This is a genomic window from Micromonospora sp. NPDC057141, from assembly GCF_042670805.1.
Classification (GTDB): Bacteria; Actinomycetota; Actinomycetes; order Mycobacteriales; family Micromonosporaceae; genus Micromonospora.
In genome coordinates, this window is record NZ_JBHUVA010000047.1 from 19,395 (window position 1) to 35,536 (window position 16,142).

The 16,142-nt window shown below is 74.0% G+C and carries 15 protein-coding genes; 5 read left to right on the forward strand and 10 right to left on the reverse strand.

Translation table 11 applies throughout. From position 1 onward, the window contains the following. Positions 1-25 precede the first annotated feature (25 nt). From ACFT41_RS21690 to ACFT41_RS21705, 4 genes are all read right to left on the reverse strand, one after another. On the reverse strand, positions 26-583 hold the full coding sequence (locus ACFT41_RS21690; protein WP_377588602.1) for a winged helix-turn-helix domain-containing protein: 558 nt from the start codon (positions 581-583) through the stop codon (positions 26-28). A gap of 191 nt (positions 584-774) precedes the next feature. Continuing rightward, the gene (locus ACFT41_RS21695; RefSeq protein ID WP_377588591.1) at positions 775-1,272 is read right to left on the reverse strand and encodes a rhodanese-like domain-containing protein; all 498 of its coding nucleotides are present in this window, start codon (positions 1,270-1,272) and stop codon (positions 775-777) included. A gap of 86 nt (positions 1,273-1,358) precedes the next feature. Then, positions 1,359-1,721, reverse strand: coding sequence for a cysteine dioxygenase (locus ACFT41_RS21700; protein ID WP_377588592.1), 363 nt, complete (start codon positions 1,719-1,721; stop codon positions 1,359-1,361). Positions 1,722-1,832: 111 nt separating this feature from the next. Continuing rightward, a complete protein-coding gene (locus tag ACFT41_RS21705; RefSeq protein ID WP_377588593.1) occupies positions 1,833-2,216 on the reverse strand; it encodes a signal peptidase I in 384 nt (127 codons plus the stop codon). Between the two features lie 100 nt (positions 2,217-2,316). Between ACFT41_RS21705 and ACFT41_RS21710 the strand changes: the two genes are divergently transcribed. Further along, positions 2,317-3,267 (forward strand): DUF3500 domain-containing protein, encoded by a 951-nt coding sequence (locus ACFT41_RS21710; protein WP_377588594.1) that lies wholly within the window; start codon positions 2,317-2,319, stop codon positions 3,265-3,267. Positions 3,268-3,476: 209 nt separating this feature from the next. Here ACFT41_RS21710 and ACFT41_RS21715 read toward each other — a convergent pair whose 3' ends face one another. The 4 genes from ACFT41_RS21715 to secA2 all read right to left on the reverse strand — a co-directional run bounded on the left by ACFT41_RS21715 (position 3,477) and on the right by secA2 (position 8,076). Beyond that, complete coding sequence (locus tag ACFT41_RS21715; protein ID WP_377588595.1) at positions 3,477-4,238, reverse strand: class I SAM-dependent methyltransferase; 762 nt, start codon at positions 4,236-4,238, stop codon at positions 3,477-3,479. A gap of 43 nt (positions 4,239-4,281) precedes the next feature. Continuing rightward, on the reverse strand, positions 4,282-4,782 hold the full coding sequence (locus ACFT41_RS21720) for a DUF2231 domain-containing protein (protein ID WP_377588596.1): 501 nt from the start codon (positions 4,780-4,782) through the stop codon (positions 4,282-4,284). A gap of 115 nt (positions 4,783-4,897) precedes the next feature. After that, entirely contained in the window at positions 4,898-5,578 is a 681-nt protein-coding gene (locus ACFT41_RS21725) for an ANTAR domain-containing protein (RefSeq protein WP_377588603.1), read from the reverse strand. 203 nt (positions 5,579-5,781) lie between these two features. Then, on the reverse strand, positions 5,782-8,076 hold the full coding sequence (secA2, locus tag ACFT41_RS21730) for an accessory Sec system translocase SecA2 (RefSeq protein ID WP_377588597.1): 2,295 nt from the start codon (positions 8,074-8,076) through the stop codon (positions 5,782-5,784). A 419-nt stretch (positions 8,077-8,495) separates the two neighbouring features. Here secA2 and ACFT41_RS21735 point away from each other — a divergent pair, with 419 nt between their 5' ends. The 4 genes from ACFT41_RS21735 to ctaD all read left to right on the forward strand — a co-directional run bounded on the left by ACFT41_RS21735 (position 8,496) and on the right by ctaD (position 13,607). Continuing rightward, positions 8,496-9,476 carry a glucosyl-3-phosphoglycerate synthase gene (locus tag ACFT41_RS21735; RefSeq protein ID WP_377588604.1) on the forward strand — a complete coding sequence of 327 codons (981 nt, stop codon included), beginning with the start codon at positions 8,496-8,498 and terminating at the stop codon, positions 9,474-9,476. 52 nt (positions 9,477-9,528) lie between these two features. After that, positions 9,529-10,758 carry a glycosyltransferase gene (locus ACFT41_RS21740; RefSeq protein ID WP_377588598.1) on the forward strand — a complete coding sequence of 410 codons (1,230 nt, stop codon included), beginning with the start codon at positions 9,529-9,531 and terminating at the stop codon, positions 10,756-10,758. Positions 10,759-10,852: 94 nt separating this feature from the next. Further along, positions 10,853-11,317 (forward strand): DUF4383 domain-containing protein, encoded by a 465-nt coding sequence (locus ACFT41_RS21745; protein WP_377588599.1) that lies wholly within the window; start codon positions 10,853-10,855, stop codon positions 11,315-11,317. 283 nt (positions 11,318-11,600) lie between these two features. Next, positions 11,601-13,607 (forward strand): cytochrome c oxidase subunit I, encoded by a 2,007-nt coding sequence (ctaD, locus tag ACFT41_RS21750; RefSeq protein WP_377588600.1) that lies wholly within the window; start codon positions 11,601-11,603, stop codon positions 13,605-13,607. Positions 13,608-13,625: 18 nt separating this feature from the next. Here ctaD and ACFT41_RS21755 read toward each other — a convergent pair whose 3' ends face one another. Next, positions 13,626-14,483 (reverse strand): SigB/SigF/SigG family RNA polymerase sigma factor, encoded by an 858-nt coding sequence (locus ACFT41_RS21755; RefSeq protein ID WP_377588601.1) that lies wholly within the window; start codon positions 14,481-14,483, stop codon positions 13,626-13,628. A 278-nt stretch (positions 14,484-14,761) separates the two neighbouring features. Next, positions 14,762-16,114, reverse strand: coding sequence for a hypothetical protein (locus tag ACFT41_RS21760; protein ID WP_377588605.1), 1,353 nt, complete (start codon positions 16,112-16,114; stop codon positions 14,762-14,764). Positions 16,115-16,142 lie beyond the last annotated feature (28 nt).

A 16,142-nucleotide genomic window follows, 5' to 3' on the forward strand; every position in this document is an offset into this window, starting at 1 on the left:
CGGGATGCGCCGCGTCGCGGCCGGCTCAGCGGTGCGGGTCGACGCTGACCCGCGCCTCGTCGGCGAGCCGGTAGCCGACGCCGTAGACGGTGGTCACCACCGGGGTGCCCGCGCCGAGTTTCGCCCGCAGCCGGCGCACGTGCACGTCGACGGTGCGGGCCACGGCATGCTCGTAGCCCCAGACGTTGCCGAGCAGTTGGAGGCGGGTGAAGACGCGGCGGGGGTGCGTCGCCAGGAAGTGCAGCAGGTCGAATTCGATGCGGGTCAGCGGGATCTCCCGCGTGCCCTGCCGCACCATCCGGGAGGCCGCCAGGATGCGTACCTCGTAGGGATCCTCGGGGGGCGGCGGGGCCGCGGCGAGGACCCGGGGCACGACCGGACGCGACTCCGCCGGGGCTGCCTCGACCGGGCGGGGCCGGCGCAGCGAGGCGCCCCACGGCTCCGCCGCCGCCCGGTCGTGCTGCTCCGGCGGACCGGCCAGCAGCGTGCCCTCCCCCGATTCGGCCAACTCCCCCAGCAACTCGATGAGGCGGGCGAGGCGGGGCGTCAGCTGTCCGGGGGCGAGCTCGACGGTGACGGTCAGTGTCGGTCCGGAGCGGGAGTGTCCCGGCAACGGGACCCGCTCGGCCCGGCCCGCCGGCGCCCGGTCGGGGCGGCACTGGGGGGCCCGCTCGGCCCGGCCCGCCGAGTGCGGACGCGTGGGGATGGCGACGACGGACATGGTGCCTCCTGGGGATGACGGTGCCGACCGCCGCGTCCGGTGAGGCGCGATGGTCAGTGGTGCGCCCGACCGGCGGTCACCGGCGGCGCGACGGACGGGGAACGGAGCGGGGGCGTGGGGCCGAGCGTGGGCAGTCCGGCGATGCGCCAGGCGGCGAAGCCGCCGACGACGTCGGTGGCGCGGTGCAGGCCGATGTCCTGGAGCGCGGCGGCGGCGAGCGAGGAGGTGTAGCCCTCCTGGCAGAGCACCACCACGGGCACCTCGTAGCCGACGGCCTGGGGCAGCCGGGCCGTGCAGCGGGGGTCGAAGCGCCACTCGAGCACGTTGCGCTCGATCGCCAGGGCACCGGGCACCGTGCCGTGCGCGGCCCGCTGCGCGGCCGGCCGGATGTCGACCAGCAGCGCACCCTCGCGGTACGCCATGTGCGCCTGCTCGGGGTCGAGCCGCCTCAGCCGGGACCGCGCCTCGGCGAGGATCTCGTCGATGCCCCGGGAGCCGGGGGGCGGCACGGAAACGGGACAGCCCTGGGCGCGGGCAGGGTCGTGCGGCATTCTCGGGTCCTTCCAGGGGCGCCGGGCGGATGCCCGTCCGGTCGAAGTCGGTGTCGTCGGAGTCGTCGGAGTCGTCGTCAAGGGTGTCACCACGCGACGCCGGCCTCGGCGACCTCGGCCGCCCGCAGCAGCCCGCCGACGAGCCGGTAGCGGGTCATCCGGGTCAACCCGGGCCGGTAGACGTGCACGCTGACCGCCGGCTGGTCGTCGCGGTTGGTGACCACGTGCACGTGGCGGGCGCCGGAGGAACCGCCGTGGTCGTGCAGGTCGGTGCCCTGGCCGGGAAGCCAGCTCAGCGCCCAGACCTCGTGGTCGGCGGCGACCGCGAGGCGGGCGTACCACCGCTGCTCGGGGTCGAAGCGGAGCGGGACCGGCCAGCCGGCCTGGTCGGCGGCGTACCGGGCGGCGACGGCGAGCAGGTCGACCTCGGGGCGACGGCTGGCTACCATGCGGAACCTCACGGGATCGGGCGGAGCGTGCCCCGACAGCATAGAAGGCAAACCCTATAGATTTAGTAGGTAATACCATATGCTGGGAGGCTGGTGGAGCTGGCATCCGCCTCAGCGGCACACCGGTGGCTCCACCTGGTAGCCCGGCACCGACGGCCAGCGCACGGTCAACAGCACCGACTCGCGCTCGGCGTACCAGGAGTGGTCCACGCCCCGGCCCCACACCACGTAGTCACCCGGCTCGGCGAGCAGCACCGTACGGTCCGGCAGCTCGACCCGGAACCGGCCGCCGCTGACCAGCACCAGCAGCGCGGTACGCCGTTCACCGGTGGCCCACCGCGACCGAGTCTCCCCCGCCGCGTGCACGCCCCACTTCACCTCCACGTCACCACTGCGCCGCAGATCGCCGACCGGCATGAAGTGGCCCAGCAGCCAGCCGCCCTCCCGTGGGCCGTCCACGTCCGCCTTGCCCACGTACACCCTGTCGTCGCCCATCGCCCCTCCCCCGTCGGCCCGGCAAGCTACCAGGCGGCGCACCGGCCCTGCTCGCGGCACGCTGACCGCGCGCCGCCGGCCGTCGGGGTATACAGGGGCGGTGGATGATCCCCTACCCGAACAGATGCGCACGGCCGGCACCGCCCTGCTCGGCACGCTGGACGAATCGGCACGCGCCCGCGCGACGCACCGGTTCGACGACGACGCGGCCCGGCGGTGGCTGGAGTACCGTCCCCGGCCCCGCCCCGGGGTCTGTCTGGCCGACCTCGACCGGGCGGGCCGCAAGGCCGCGCACCGGCTGCTGGCCACGGCCCTGAGCCCCGCGGCGTACGCGCAGGCGATGGCCGTCGTCGCGCTGGAGGAGGTGCTCGACCGGGCCGAAGGCTGGCGGCGCGGGCGGCACAGCGGCGACTACTGGGTGGCGGTCTTCGGCGACCCGGCCCGCGACGACCGGTGGGCCTGGCGGTTCGAGGGGCATCACCTGTCGGTGAGCATGACCGTGGTCGACGACCAGGTCTCTCCCGCCCCCGTCTTCCTCGGCGCGAACCCGGCCGCCGTCCGGCACGCCGGGCATCCGGTGTCCCGGCCACTCGGGGTCGAGGAGGACCTGGGCCGGGCCCTCCTCGACGCCATGGGGCCGGCGGGACGGGCGGCGGCGGTCGTCGCCGACGAGGCTCCCGCCGACATCATCAGCGCCACCCGCCCGCGGGTCGCCGGGCAGATCGCGCCGCTGGGGGTGCCGGCCGACCGGCTCGGCCCCACCGGCCGGGCCATGCTGGACCAACTCGTCGCCGTGTACCTGGACCGGCTGCCGCCGGAGCTGGCCACCCGGGAGGCCCGCCGGCTCACCGGCGGGGCGGTGCACTTCGCCTGGGCCGGTCCGACCGGGCCCGGGCAGCGTCACTACTACCGGGTGCAGGGAGACGACCTGCTGATCGAGTACGACAACACCGCCGACGACGGCAACCACGCCCACACCGTGCTGCGCCGCCCGGCCAGCGACTTCGGCACGGACGTGCTCGCCGCCCACCACGCCGAGGCGCACGGCTGACCGGACCCGACCCCCGGGTCGCGGGCCCCCGGGTGCGGGCTGCGGGCTGCGAAGGCGGGTAGCTGCGGCGGTCGCGGGTGGGCACATCAGTTGGGCCCTAGGGAGCTGCCCCGTTGGTGCGCCCGCAGGGCCCGGTACCCCGGTAGCACGAACGGGGCAGCTCCCTAGGAGCGCGAAGGCGAGGCCGGTCGCAGGCCGACCGGGCCAATTCAGACGGGCCGGACCGCCTCGATCAGGAATCGCCGGGCGTGGGCCACGAACAGCCCGTCGGCCTCGATCCGGTCGTGCAGGCGGGCGAGCTGGGGCCGGTACCGCTCGACGGTGAACCCGGGCACCGTCCAGACCACCTTGCGCAGGAAGTAGACCACCGCCGCGACGTCGTGGAAGACGGTACGCAGGGTCGCCTCGCGCAGGTCGAGCACCGTCAGCCCGGCCGCCTCGGCGGCGGCGACCGCCTGGTCGGGGAGCTGCCGCCGGGGCGGGGGCAGCGGGCCCAGCATCGCCTCGCTCAGCTCCCGGACGGTGCCGCCGCGGATCTGCTGGGACAGGAACGTCCCGCCGGGGCGCAACACCCGCACGACCTCGTCCCAGTGGGTGCGCACGGGGTGGCGGCTCACCACGAGGTCCAGCGCGGCGTCGCCTACTGGCAGGTCGCCGCCCTCGGCGACCTGGAGTACCGTCGCGCCGACCACGCGCAGGTTGCGTCGGGCCACCTCGACGTTGGGCGGCCAGGCCTCGGTGGCCAGCAGGACCCGGGGCGGGCGGGGGACCTCGGCGAGGACCTCCCCGCCGCCGGTGTCGACGTCCAGCGCCGCGTCGGCCCGGGCCATCCGGTCGGCCACGAGGCGGGCGTAGCCCCACGGCGGCCGTTCCTCGCTGGCCCGCCCGTGCAGCCAGGAGAAGTCCCAGCCCCGCACGGGCACGGACGCGCCCTCGGCGACCAGCTCCTCGAATTCCCGCTCCCCGCCCATCCGGGAAGCCTCGCCGCCGCCAGGCCGCCTGGACAACCGATTTTCAGACGCGGGGCCGGACGATCTCCACCGTGGAGCCCGCCACCGGGCCCAGCGCGTCGAGGGTGCCCGGCTCGGCTCGGCCGGCCTCGAACTGGCGCATCAGGCGGGCGCCGAGCCCCACGCCGGCCCCGCCCAGCCCGAGCGCGACCAGCTCGGCGGCGAGCATGACGCCGGTCGCGCCACGCTGCGGCGAGTCCGCCCGGATCAGACAGGTCAGCAGGAACAACGCGGCCATCGCCGCGTTGACCAGATTGAAGGTTATCTTGGTGCGGCGGGTCCGGTCGCCCGCGGCGTCCCACAGGTCGACCATCCCGGCCACGGTGGACAGCGCTGCGGCCACCAGGGCGGCGACCGAGGTCCAGTAGCCGACCTCGCCGAGGAAGGCGGGACCGCCGACGACGTCGGCCAGGTCGAAGACGGTGGCGCTGACGAAGAGCCCGAACGGGAACGTCACCAGCATCGGTTGGATGGGATGCCCGTGCACCCGCAGTCGGCTCTCCATCATGCCCTCCCCTGGTCGCTTCAGCTCACCAGTCCAGGGTGCTACCCGCCGGTCGCCGCAGGAAAACGGACGGCCGTCGGATCGCCGACAGGCTGGTGGCCGAACGGCCCCGGAGCTAACTCTCCCGGGGGCGGGCGACTGTGGCCACCAGCCGTTCGGCGACCTCGCGCAGCGGGATGGCCAGCGACGTCGCCGCGCTGCGCAGCACCTCCAGGGCCTCCGGGGCGGGACAGCCGCGCTGGGTCATGATGACGCCGATCGCTTGCCCGACCACCCCTTCGCCGAGCAGGGCGGCGTCCCGCTCGGTGGCCTCGGCGGCCCGCCGCTCCCGGCCCCGGACGGCGGCGAGCAGCAGCCCGGCGTGCTCGGCGAGGAGCATCGCGGTGAGCTGGTGGCGGGTGGTCAGCGCGTCCGGCGTCGAGGCGTACAGGTTGATCGCGCCGATGACCTGATCGTCGACGTCGACCGGTGCGGAGATGACGCCGCGCACCCCCGACTGGCGGGCCCGGGCCGTCCAGACCGGCCAGCGCGACTCCCGCCCGAGGTCCTCAGCGAGGATCATCTCGCGGCGGTGGATGGCGCTCATCGCCGGCGTGTCGGGGCCGTCGCTCAGGTCGTCCAGGCCCGCGAGGGCCGGGTCGGAGGCGGCCACCCCGGCCGGCTCGCCAGCCCGCAGCGCCGTGAAGCCGCACCAGGCGACCCCGGCGACGGCCGCCTGGGCGATCCCGACCAACTGGACCAACGCCGCGTCGAAGTCCGTCACCTCGATCAGGCCGGCGGTGAGTTCCCGCAGCATCGCCGCCGTCTCCAGCACGCCCAGGGTCTCGGTGCCGCCGACCTGCGTCTCCAGGTTCACCGAGCCACTGCCCCCGCCGGGAAGGCCGGCCACCGGCGCCCCGTACCGCCCCTGCGCTGTCTCATCGTCTGCGCTCTCCCGATTCACTCGACGCGTGCTAGTACCCCCGGCAAGCCGGGTCGAAACGGCCGAAAAGTCGCACCTCAGCGCGGGGCGGCGCTGAGCCGACGCCCCACCGAGGCGATGAGCCGGTCCAGCTCCGAACCGAACGGGTTGTCGTGGACGAGGTACGTCCACGTCGCGGAGGGCCGCACCAGCGTCGAGGTGTCCGGCTCCCAGTCCTCGTCGAACTCGGTCTCGGTGAACGTGGCGATGGTGCGGGCCTCGATCTCCGGGACCAGCGCGTTGAACGCCGGCACGGCTGCCCGGTGGAACTCGTCGAGCGGGTCGAGCCGGCCCAGGGCGCGCAGGTGTACGCCCTCGCGCACCTCGGACAGCTCGGCGAGGTGCTCGGCCCACAGCCGGTCGAGATGGTAGAGGGCGATCGACCGGGCCGCCCGGGCGAGCAGGTCCTCGTCCATCTCCTCGGCCTTCTCCGGCACCCGCTCCAGCAGCATCAACGCGGCGATGTCGCTGGTCAGCAGCCGCTCCCGCCGCTCGGCGAGGGCCTTGCGCTGCTGCTCGATCACCACGCTGTAGCGCCAGGTGTTGCGGTGGATCTCGTGGTTGACACCCTCGGCGACCCGCTGGGCGTGCTCCACCGCGTAGTCGACCTGCGGGTCGGTGACCAGGCCGTCGGCGTTCATCCGGGGCGAGGCCGGGACCGCGTCGCCGGCGTGCCGGACCACCAGGTCGTCCTCCAGGCTGACGAAGAACACCGAGCCGCCCGGGTCGCCCTGCCGCCCGGCCCGGCCGCGCAGCTGGTCGTCGACGCGGCGGCTGTCGTGCCGGCCGCTGCCGATGACGTAGAGGCCGCCCAGCTCGGCGACCCGCTCCGCGTCGGCCGAGTCGCTGCCGCCGAGCCGGATGTCGACACCCCGGCCGGCCATCTGGGTGGAGACGGTGACCGCGCCGTACGCGCCGGCCTCGGCGATGATCGCCGCCTCGTCGTCGTCGTTCTTGGCGTTGAGCACCACGCAGGGCACCCCGGCCGCCTCCAGGCCGACGGCGAGCTGCTCGGACTCCTTGACGTCGAGGGTGCCGACCAGCACCGGGCGGCCGGCGTCGTGGCAGCGCCTGATCTCGTCGACCAGCGCCTCGTCCTTCTCTGCCCGGGTGGCGTAGATCCGGTCCGGCTCGTCCTGACGCACGCAGGGGGTGTTCGGCGGGATCACCGCCACCTCCAGGCCGAAGAACTCGCGCAGCTGGTCGCCGACCAGCACCGCCGTGGCGGTCATGCCGCACACCTTCGGGTAGAGCGCGATGTACGCCTGCACGGCGATGGTGCCCAGCACCTCGCCCTCGGCGGTGGCGTCGAGGCCCTCCTTCGCCTCGACGGCCGCCTGGAGACCGTCGGGCCAGCGGCGGCGCTGGGCCACCCGGCCGCGCATCTCATCGATCAGCTCCACCGAGCCGTCCCGCACGATGTAGTCGACGTCGCGGTGCAGCAGGGCGTGCGCGTGCAGGGCCACGTTGACGGCGGAGAGCTGCCCGACGTGCTCGGTGTCGTACAGGTCGATGCCGCCGAGCTTGGCCTCCACGGCGGCCAGGCCGGCGGAGGTGAAGGCGACGCTGCGGCCGTCCTCGGCGGCGGTGTAGTGCTTGCCCTTGCGCAGGCCGCGCACCAGCGCCGCGGCGGCGTGCACCGGGTCCTGCTCGCCGCCGACCGCACCCGCGAGGACCATCGGCACCCGGGCTTCGTCGATGAGGATGGAGTCGGCCTCGTCGACGATCGCCGTGCGCAGCGCCGGCTGCACCCGGTCGTCGAGGTCGGTGACGAGCTGGTCGCGCAGGTAGTCGAAGCCGGCCTCGCTGACCGAGACGTACGTGACGTCGCAGTCGTACGCCTCGCGCCGCTCCTGCGGGGTGGAGGCCTCGTTGACCCAGCCGACGCTCAGCCCGAGCAGGGCGTAGACCGGCTCCATCCAGCGGGCGTCGCGGCGGGCCAGGTAGTCGTTGACGGTGAGCACGTGCACCGGCCCGTTGCCGAGCCGGACGTGCCCGTACGCGGCGATCGCGGCGGTCAGGGTCTTGCCCTCGCCGGTGGCCATCTCGGCGACCTTGCCGGAGAGCAGGGCCATCGCGCCGAGCAGCTGCACGTCGTACGGCCGCTGGTCCAGCCCGCGCCGGGCGGCCTCGCGGCCGATCGCGCAGATCTCCCCGTAGCCGGTGGCGGAGCCGGCGGCCTCGGTGAGCTCGGCGTCGGTCAGCGCCGACAGCTCCTCCTCGCGGGCCTCGATGGCCGGCAGCAGCTTCTCCAGCGGGCCCAGGTCGACCGTGGTGCCGGGGCGCTGGAGGAACCGACGGAACCTGCTCTTGAACCGTTGCGACACACCCATGAGCCGCAACGGTACGCGACCCGGGCCCGATCGTGCGGCCCGGTCAGCCGGTCAGCGCCACCTGAAGTTCGTGTCGGCGGCGTTGCGGCAGGTCGGACCAGCGCAGGGGCCTGATCGAAGGGCACCACCGCCGACACGAGATGGGTGCGTTCGACCCGCCCCGACCAGTCCCACCCGGCACGAACGCATCGACAATCCCTTTCGCCAGGCTTTCACTTTTCCCGGGGCGCACACTCCCCGGTGGGGCGCGCAATCAAACGTTCACGCGCCGGGAACCGGCAGGGGCGCGGCCCGTGATCAAGCTGTTAGCGACAATCCGGTTAGCGCGCGGGCGGAATCGGGAAATCTCCGTGCCGCGTTTTCCGCCACGATCTGGGGGTGTGTCAGTGCGGGATACAGATGCGAGTGTCTCACCGGTGGTGGAGGCATGGGCGACATATCGGACCACCTCGGCGGCCGAGTGGACGCCGCGGCGGCTGCTGCGCGCCAAGGGCGACAGCCGGGTCAGTGTGGTGCTGCCGGCGCGCAACGAGGAGGCGACCGTTGGCGCGATCGTGGCGACCATCCGCGAGCACCTCATGGACCGGCTGGCCCTGGTCGACGAGCTGATCGTGGTCGACTCCCGGTCGACCGACCGGACCGCGCAGGTGGCGCGCGCCGCCGGGGCACAGGTGGTCGGCCAGGACGAGATGACCCGGGGGCTGCCCCGGCTGACCGGCAAGGGCGACGCCCTGTGGGCCGGGCTGGCGGCGGCCGAGGGCGACGTGGTCGCGTTCGTCGACGCCGACCTGCACGAGTTCCGGCCGCACTTCGTCACCGGCCTGATCGGGCCGCTGCTGACCGACCCGTCGGTCGACTTCGTCAAGGGCTTCTACCACCGGCCGCTGGTGGGGACGGCCAGTGTGGAGGCCGACGGCGGCGGCCGGGTCACCGAACTGATGGCCCGCCCCCTGCTCAACCTGTTCTGGCCGGAGCTGGCCGGCTTCGTCCAGCCCCTCGCCGGCGAGTACGCGGGCCGCCGCGACGTGCTGGAACGGGTGCCGTTCGTCTCCGGTTACGGGGTGGAGACCGCGATGCTGATCGACCTGCTCGACCTGGTCGGCCTGGACGCGCTGGCCCAGGTGGACCTGGGCGAGCGCCGGCACCGCCACCAGGACACCGCGGCGCTGGGCCGGATGTCGGCGCAGATCATGCTGACCGCCTGGTCGCGGTTGCAGCGGCGGGGCTGGGCCAATCCCGGCACCGTGCCGGCCGCCATGCTGACCCAGTTCCGGCGGGGCGGCTCCGACGCGCTGCCGAACCTCGACCGGGAGATCGTCGTCAACGACGTCTCGGTCGAGGAGCGCCCGCCCCTGGCGGAGCTGCGGCACCGGGTGCCACGGCGCCGGGTCCCGGCGTGAGGAGACGTTCGTCGGTGTGACCCGACGGCCCCGCCGAGGGAAGGAATCCCGCATGAGCCTCACCGTCCTGATGAACGCCGGCCCGTGGCTGTCCGTACCGCCGCCCGGCTACGGCGGGATCGAGAACGTGATCGCCACCCTCGTGCCGGAACTGCGCAGGCTGGGCGTGCGAGTGGTCCTCGCCTCCGTGGACAGCAGCACCCTGCCCGTGGACGAGAAGATCGCCGTGTTCGGCGACGGCCAGTTCCACGCCCTGCAACGGCCGTACAACCAGGTCTGTGGCATCTCCCAGGCGCACCTTGGCGGCGTGGTGCGCGCGCTGCACGCCCGCGACGACATCGACCTGGTGCACGACCACGTGGAGGCCGTGGGCCTGGCCACCCTCGCGGCGATGGGCCCGGACGCCCCGCCGGTGCTGCACACCCTGCACTGGGACCTGGCCAAGCATCCCGACCTGTACGGCAACCTCGACGGCGGCGACCGGATCCGGGTCAACGGCGTGTCCGCCGCGCAGCTGGCCCGCGCCCCCCGGGCGCTGCGGGAGCACTCCGTCGGCCACGTGCACCTGTCCACCCCGCACGCGGTCGACGCCGACCGGCGACCCCGGCCCGGCAAGGGCGACTACCTGATCATCCTGGGCCGGATCAACCCGGGCAAGGGCCAGGACGTCGGCGCCCGGCTGGCGCGGCGGGTCGGCGTGCCGCTGGTGCTCGCGGGACCGGTCGGGCCGTACCACCGGCCGCAGGACCTGGCCGCGGCGGGCGACGAGGCCCGGCAGAACCCGGACGTGCGGTTCTTCTACGACGACGTGGCCCCGCACGTCGACGGCGACCTGGTCCGCTGGGTCGGCACGGTCGCCGGTCAGGAACGCGACGACCTGCTGGCCGGGGCCCGCGCGTCGCTGTTCCCGCTGCGCTGGGAGGAGCCCGGCGGTACAGCCGTCGTCGAGTCCCTGGCGCTGGGCACCCCGGTCGTGGCGACGGCCCGGGGCTGCCTACCGGAGCTGATCGAGCACGGCCGCACCGGGCTGCTCACCGACGACGAGGACGAGCTGGCCGACCTGCTGCTGGCCGCGAGCGTGCTGGACGGCGACGAGTGTCGGCGGGAGGCCGCGACCCGGTTCACCCCGGCGGCGATGGCGCAGCGGTACGTCGAGCTGTACGAGACGGTTCGCCAAACCGCGGCCCGCCCCCCTGCAACCCGCCTGACAGTGTGCAAGAAGGGGCACCTCGTTAACGCTTTCGGCATAGCAGGGGCCCCTGTTGACACCACCGCCGCCTGATTCGCGTTTGCGCTGGGCGGCGGCGGGAACCCGCGGCCCGGCCGGGTCCTCCACCCGGCGGTGATGACGACGAGGTCGCGGTGAGGGGGTCGCGGTGACCGGTCCGCTGGCCCACGCGCGGGCCCGACGCAACCCGGCCGACGGCCGGGCCCCGGTGCGGCGCGCCGCGGCCACCGTCGGCGTGGTCTTCCTCCTGGTCGGGGCGCTCGGCTTCGTCCCGGGGATCACCAGCGACTTCGGCGACCTGCGCTTCGCCGGGCACGGCTCCGGGGCGGAGCTGCTCGGGGCGTTCCAGGTCTCGGTGCTGCACAACGCCGTACATCTGATCTTCGGGTTTGCCGGCCTGGTGCTGTCGCGCACGTGGTCCGGGGCGCGGACGTTCCTGATCGGCGGCGGGGCGTTCTACCTCGTGCTGTGGCTCTACGGCCTGGTCGTCGACCACGCCAGCAGCGCCAACTTCATCCCCGTCAACAACGCCGACGACTGGCTGCACCTCGTCCTCGGCGCCGGCATGATCGCGCTGGGCGTGCTCACCACGCGTGACCGCCGGCACCGCTGAGGCACTCCTCGTCCCGTTTCACGCGGCGACCCGCCGGACCTGCGGACCGAGGGTGGCCGGGGCCTGCTGCTGGTCCGGGAGCTGACCCAGCGCTGGGGCAGCGCGCCGGCCGTCGACGGCAAGGTGCTCTGGGCGGTGCTGCCCGCCACCTGACCCGCCACCTGACCCGCCACCGACCCGCTGCCCCCGAATTGACCGAAATTACCGCTCTCGCCTGGTTACATAGAGAGAAGGGCGGGTAGGCACGCCTGTCCCTTTCTGTCGCCATGACGGGGTGAGAAGCATGCCCAAGCGGGTAACCACGGAGCCTGCCCGAGACCAGGGGCCCGCGATCCTCGCGCCGGCCCGTTTCGGCGGCTTTCCCGGCCCGGTCCGCCCGGCCCTGCCCGGGGCCAAGCTGCTCAAGTTGATCGGCACCACCGACGCCAAGCAGATCGGCCTGCTCTACCTGGTCACCTCGTTCGTCTTCTTCCTCATCGGCGGGGTGCTGGCCCTGCTGCTGCGGGCCGAGCTGGCCAGGCCGCAGATGCAGTTCCTCTCCCCGGAGCAGTACAACCAGGCGTTCACCATGCACGGCACGATCATGCTGCTGCTGTTCGCGACGCCGCTGGTGTTCGCGTTCGGCAACTACATCGTCCCGTTGCAGATCGGCGCGCCGGACGTGGCGTTCCCCCGGCTCAACGCCTTCGCGTACTGGCTCTACCTGTTCGGCGGGACCCTGGTCGTGGGCGGCTACGCCACCCCGGGCGGCGCCGCCGACTTCGGCTGGACCGCGTACACGCCGTTGAGCCGGATGGAGCACTCCCCCGGCGTCGGCGGGAACATGTGGATCGTCGGCCTGGCCATCTCCGGCCTCGGCACCATCCTCGGCGCGGTCAACCTGATCACCACCATCCTGACCCTGCGCGCCCCCGGCATGACCATGTTCCGGATGCCGATCTTCACCTGGAACATGCTGCTCACCAGCGTCCTGGTGCTCCTGGTCTTCCCGCTGCTGGCCGCCGCGCTGTTCGCCCTGGCCGCGGACCGGCTGCTCGGCGCGCACGTCTTCGACCCCGCCACCGGCGGGACGCTGTTGTGGCAGCACCTGTTCTGGTTCTTCGGCCATCCCGAGGTCTACATCGTGGCGTTGCCGTTCTTCGGCATCATCACCGAGATCATCCCGGTCTTCTCCCGCAAGCCGATCTTCGGCTACACCGGCCTGGTGCTGGCCACCGTCGCGATCACCGTGCTGTCGGTGAGCGTCTGGGCGCACCACATGTTCGCCACCGGTCAGGTGCTGCTGCCGTTCTTCAGCATCCTCAGCTACCTGATCGCGGTGCCCACCGGCGTGAAGTTCTTCAACTGGATCGGCACCATGTGGAAGGGACAGATCACCTTCGAGACGCCGATGCTGTTCGCCGTCGGCTTCCTGGTCACCTTCCTGCTCGGCGGGCTCACCGGGGTCCTGCTGGCCAGCCCGCCGGTCGACTTCCACGTCACCGACTCGTACTTCGTGGTGGCGCACTTCCACTACGTGCTCTTCGGCACCATCGTCTTCGCCGCGTTCGGCGGGGTCTACTTCTGGTTCCCGAAGATGACCGGACGGCTGCTCGACGAGCGGCTGGGCAAGCTGCACTTCTGGACGATGTTCGTCGGCTTCCACGCCACGTTCCTCGTGCAGCACTGGCTCGGCGACGAGGGCATGCCCCGCCGGTACGCCGACTACCTGCCCGGCGACGGCTTCACCACGCTCAACATGATCTCCACCGTCGGGTCGTTCGTGCTCGGCGCGTCCACGTTGTTCTTCGTCTACAACGTGTGGAAGTCCTGGCGGTACGGGGCGATGGTGTCGGTGGACGACCCGTGGGGCTTCGGCAACTCCCTGGAGTGGGCGACGACCTGCCCGCCCCCGCTGCGCAACTTCGACCGGATGCCCCGGATCCGCTCCGAGCGCCCCGCCTTCGACGCCAAATACGGCCACCTCGTCGCCGACCTGGGCCGGGACCTGCCGCAGCGCGCCACGAAGCCGCCGCAGAGCTTCGCCTCGGAGCTGCACCACGAGCGGCACGCGCCCGAGTCGCCAGCGGCCGAGGGCGCGCACGGTGCCCGGGAGGCCGTCGAGTACCACCCGGCGCCGCAGTCGGGCGCGCGGCCGGTGGACGTGCCAGAGCCGGAGGACGTCCGCCGGCCCAGCTTCGACGAGTCCGACGCCCCGGAGCCGGGCGGGCCGGACGCGGGGCGGCGGGCGCCGCAGGAGAACGAGCGGTGGCGCCACCCGCACAGCCGCGGCGACTCGACGGAGCACTGACAGCGCCCGGCTTGCACCTCAGCCGCGCTTCGTCGCCGGTTCCGTCTCGGCGGGGCCGTTCTGCCACGGCGGCGGGACTGCGTCGGCCAGCATCGCCTGCCGCAGCCAGGTCAGTGCCCGCGACAGCAGCCGGGAGACGTGCATCTGGGAGATGCCGAACCGGGCGGCGATCTCGGCCTGGGTCTGGTTGCCGTAGAAGCGCATGGCCAGGATCCGCCGTTCCCGCCAGGGCAGCCGGTGCAGCAGCCCGCTGACGGTCACCCGGTCGTCGACCGACTCCAGCGCGTTGTCGCTCTCGCCGACCAGGTCGCCGAACTCGGCGGAACTCTCCCCGCCGACGGGCGCGTTGAGCGAGGCCGGGCTGTAGCCGGCCGCCGACTCCAGGGCCGCGAGGATCTCCGCCTGCGGGGTCTCCAGCCGCTCGGCCAGCTCGGCCACGGTGGGGGCCCGGGACAGCTCGCTGGTCAACGCGGCGGTGGCCTGGCCCACCTCGAGGATCAGGTCGCGCAGCCGACGGGGCACGTGCACGCCCCAGGTCCGGTCCCGGAAGTGGCGCTTGATCTCCCCGACGATCGTGATCGCCGCGTACGCGGTGAACGAGCCCCGCTCCGGGTCGTACCGGTCGACCGCGTTGACCAGCCCGAGGCGGGCCACCTGTTCCAGGTCCTCCAGCGGCTCGCCCCGTCCCCGGTAGCGGCGGGCGAGCCGGCCGGCGAACGGCAGCGCGAAGCGCACCAGGTCGTCGCGGGCCTCCTGTCGCCGTTCGGGGGGCAGGCCCTCGATCCGCGCCGCGTACGCCAGCGCCGCCGCGTCGAGGTCCTCCAGCCCTCGGTCGGTGGGCGGTGGTGCTGTGGTCGTGCTGGGCTGTCCGAACATCCGCGCCTCCCTCAGGAAGGTCCCCCGCCCGGGTCGGGAAACCGGACGTGCGCGTGGTCGAGCCACGCACCGGGCCGGAAGTGGGTCACATGACGGGATTCGTCGAGGATCGGCGACCGTGGGCTGCGCAGCCTTGCCCGGCCGCCGCAGCCAGCGGTGTTCCCGCTCCGTAGGTACTCAATCACGCCGGCGCGGGTTCGCGAGGATGTTTCGGCCGGCTGGTGCGACCGACTGCGGCGCACCGCTCAGGCCGGGTGCGGCGCACGGCGGCGGACCGGTCAGCAGACCACCAGGCCCTGCCGGGCGCCGCCGGTCCGGAACGCCTCGACGGCGGTCGCGGCGGGCAGCGGCGGCGGGGCCGGCAGGTCGTACGGCTGGGCGCGGAGCACCTCGGTGGCGCGGCGGGTGGGCACCGTCGCGACCGGGTAGCCCCGGGCGGCCGTACGGTCCAGGGCCCGCCGCCGGCGGCCGAACGCGGCCACGGCCAGCCACTGCGGCAGGCCCGCGAGGGCCGGTGAGCGCATCCCCGGCGACTCCGGGAGCACGTCCACGGAGCTGAACGGCTCGCTGCCGGCCAGCCACCACTCGGCGGCGTCGACGCTGCGCCGGGTGGCGTTCTCGCACCAGTACGGCACCAGGCCCGCCCGCACCACCTGCCACGGGTCGAGCAGCCGCCCGCACTCCACGACGAGGCGGTCGCCCGTCTTGCCGGCCCGCCGCAGCCATCCCCGGTACAGGTCGGCGACGGCGGCGCTGAGCGCCTCGGGCCGGGGGAAGAGCACCCGGTGCACCTGGTGCCCGCGCCGGCCGGCCCACTCCCGGACGGCGAGTTCGAAACCGGGCTCCACGCCGTGTTCGGCGTAGCCCTGCGGGCAGGGGGCCTCCGGTGGCTGCCAGTGGGCCCCGTCGCCGCCGGCGGAACGGAGCACCTGGCGCAGGGCGTGCGAGTCCGGATGGAAGTCCACCGGGTCGAGGCCGCTGGCCGGGGAGCCGGCCTGGAAGCTGTGCCCGTGCCCGGCGTCGTACACCGGCCAGGTGCGGGCGTCGCGCAGCAGCAGCACCGGGGCGTCGGGCGCGAGGCGGTCGGCCAGGAACCGGGCGTACGCCGCCGGCAGCGACTGCCAGCGCGCCGTGAGGGAGATGGTCGCCCCGGACAGCGGGCCCCGGCTGGCCGGGCAGTGCACCTGGCGCACGTGCACGTCCGGGTTGCCCGCGAGCAGCCGGGCGGCGAGGGCGGCACCGTGGTCGAGGGCGGCACCGGGTCGGTCGACCGCGCCCCCGGTCCAGTGCACCGTCGTCTCGAACGCGGCGGGCAGCCAGGGCACCCCGAGGGCGACCGCCAGGTGCACGGCCGCGCCGTGCGCCGAGCCGAGCACCACGCCCGGATAGCTCCGGCGCGGGTACTGGTCGACGATCCACCGGGCGACCCGGGCGGCATCGACCTCGGCCGCCTGGCCGGGGGTGAGCGCGACCCGCTCGGCCGCCCGCACCGCCGCGACCCGGCGCACCGGTTCGGGCGCGCCCGTGAAGCGGGACGGCGCGCCGGGGTTTCTCAGGTCGGCGCAGTCCTCCCCGCGCAGGGCCCGCACCGCGGCGGCGAGCATGGTCCGTCCCGTGCTGTCCGCCGCCATCACCCGGTCGCCGGCCAGTCCCGCCCCG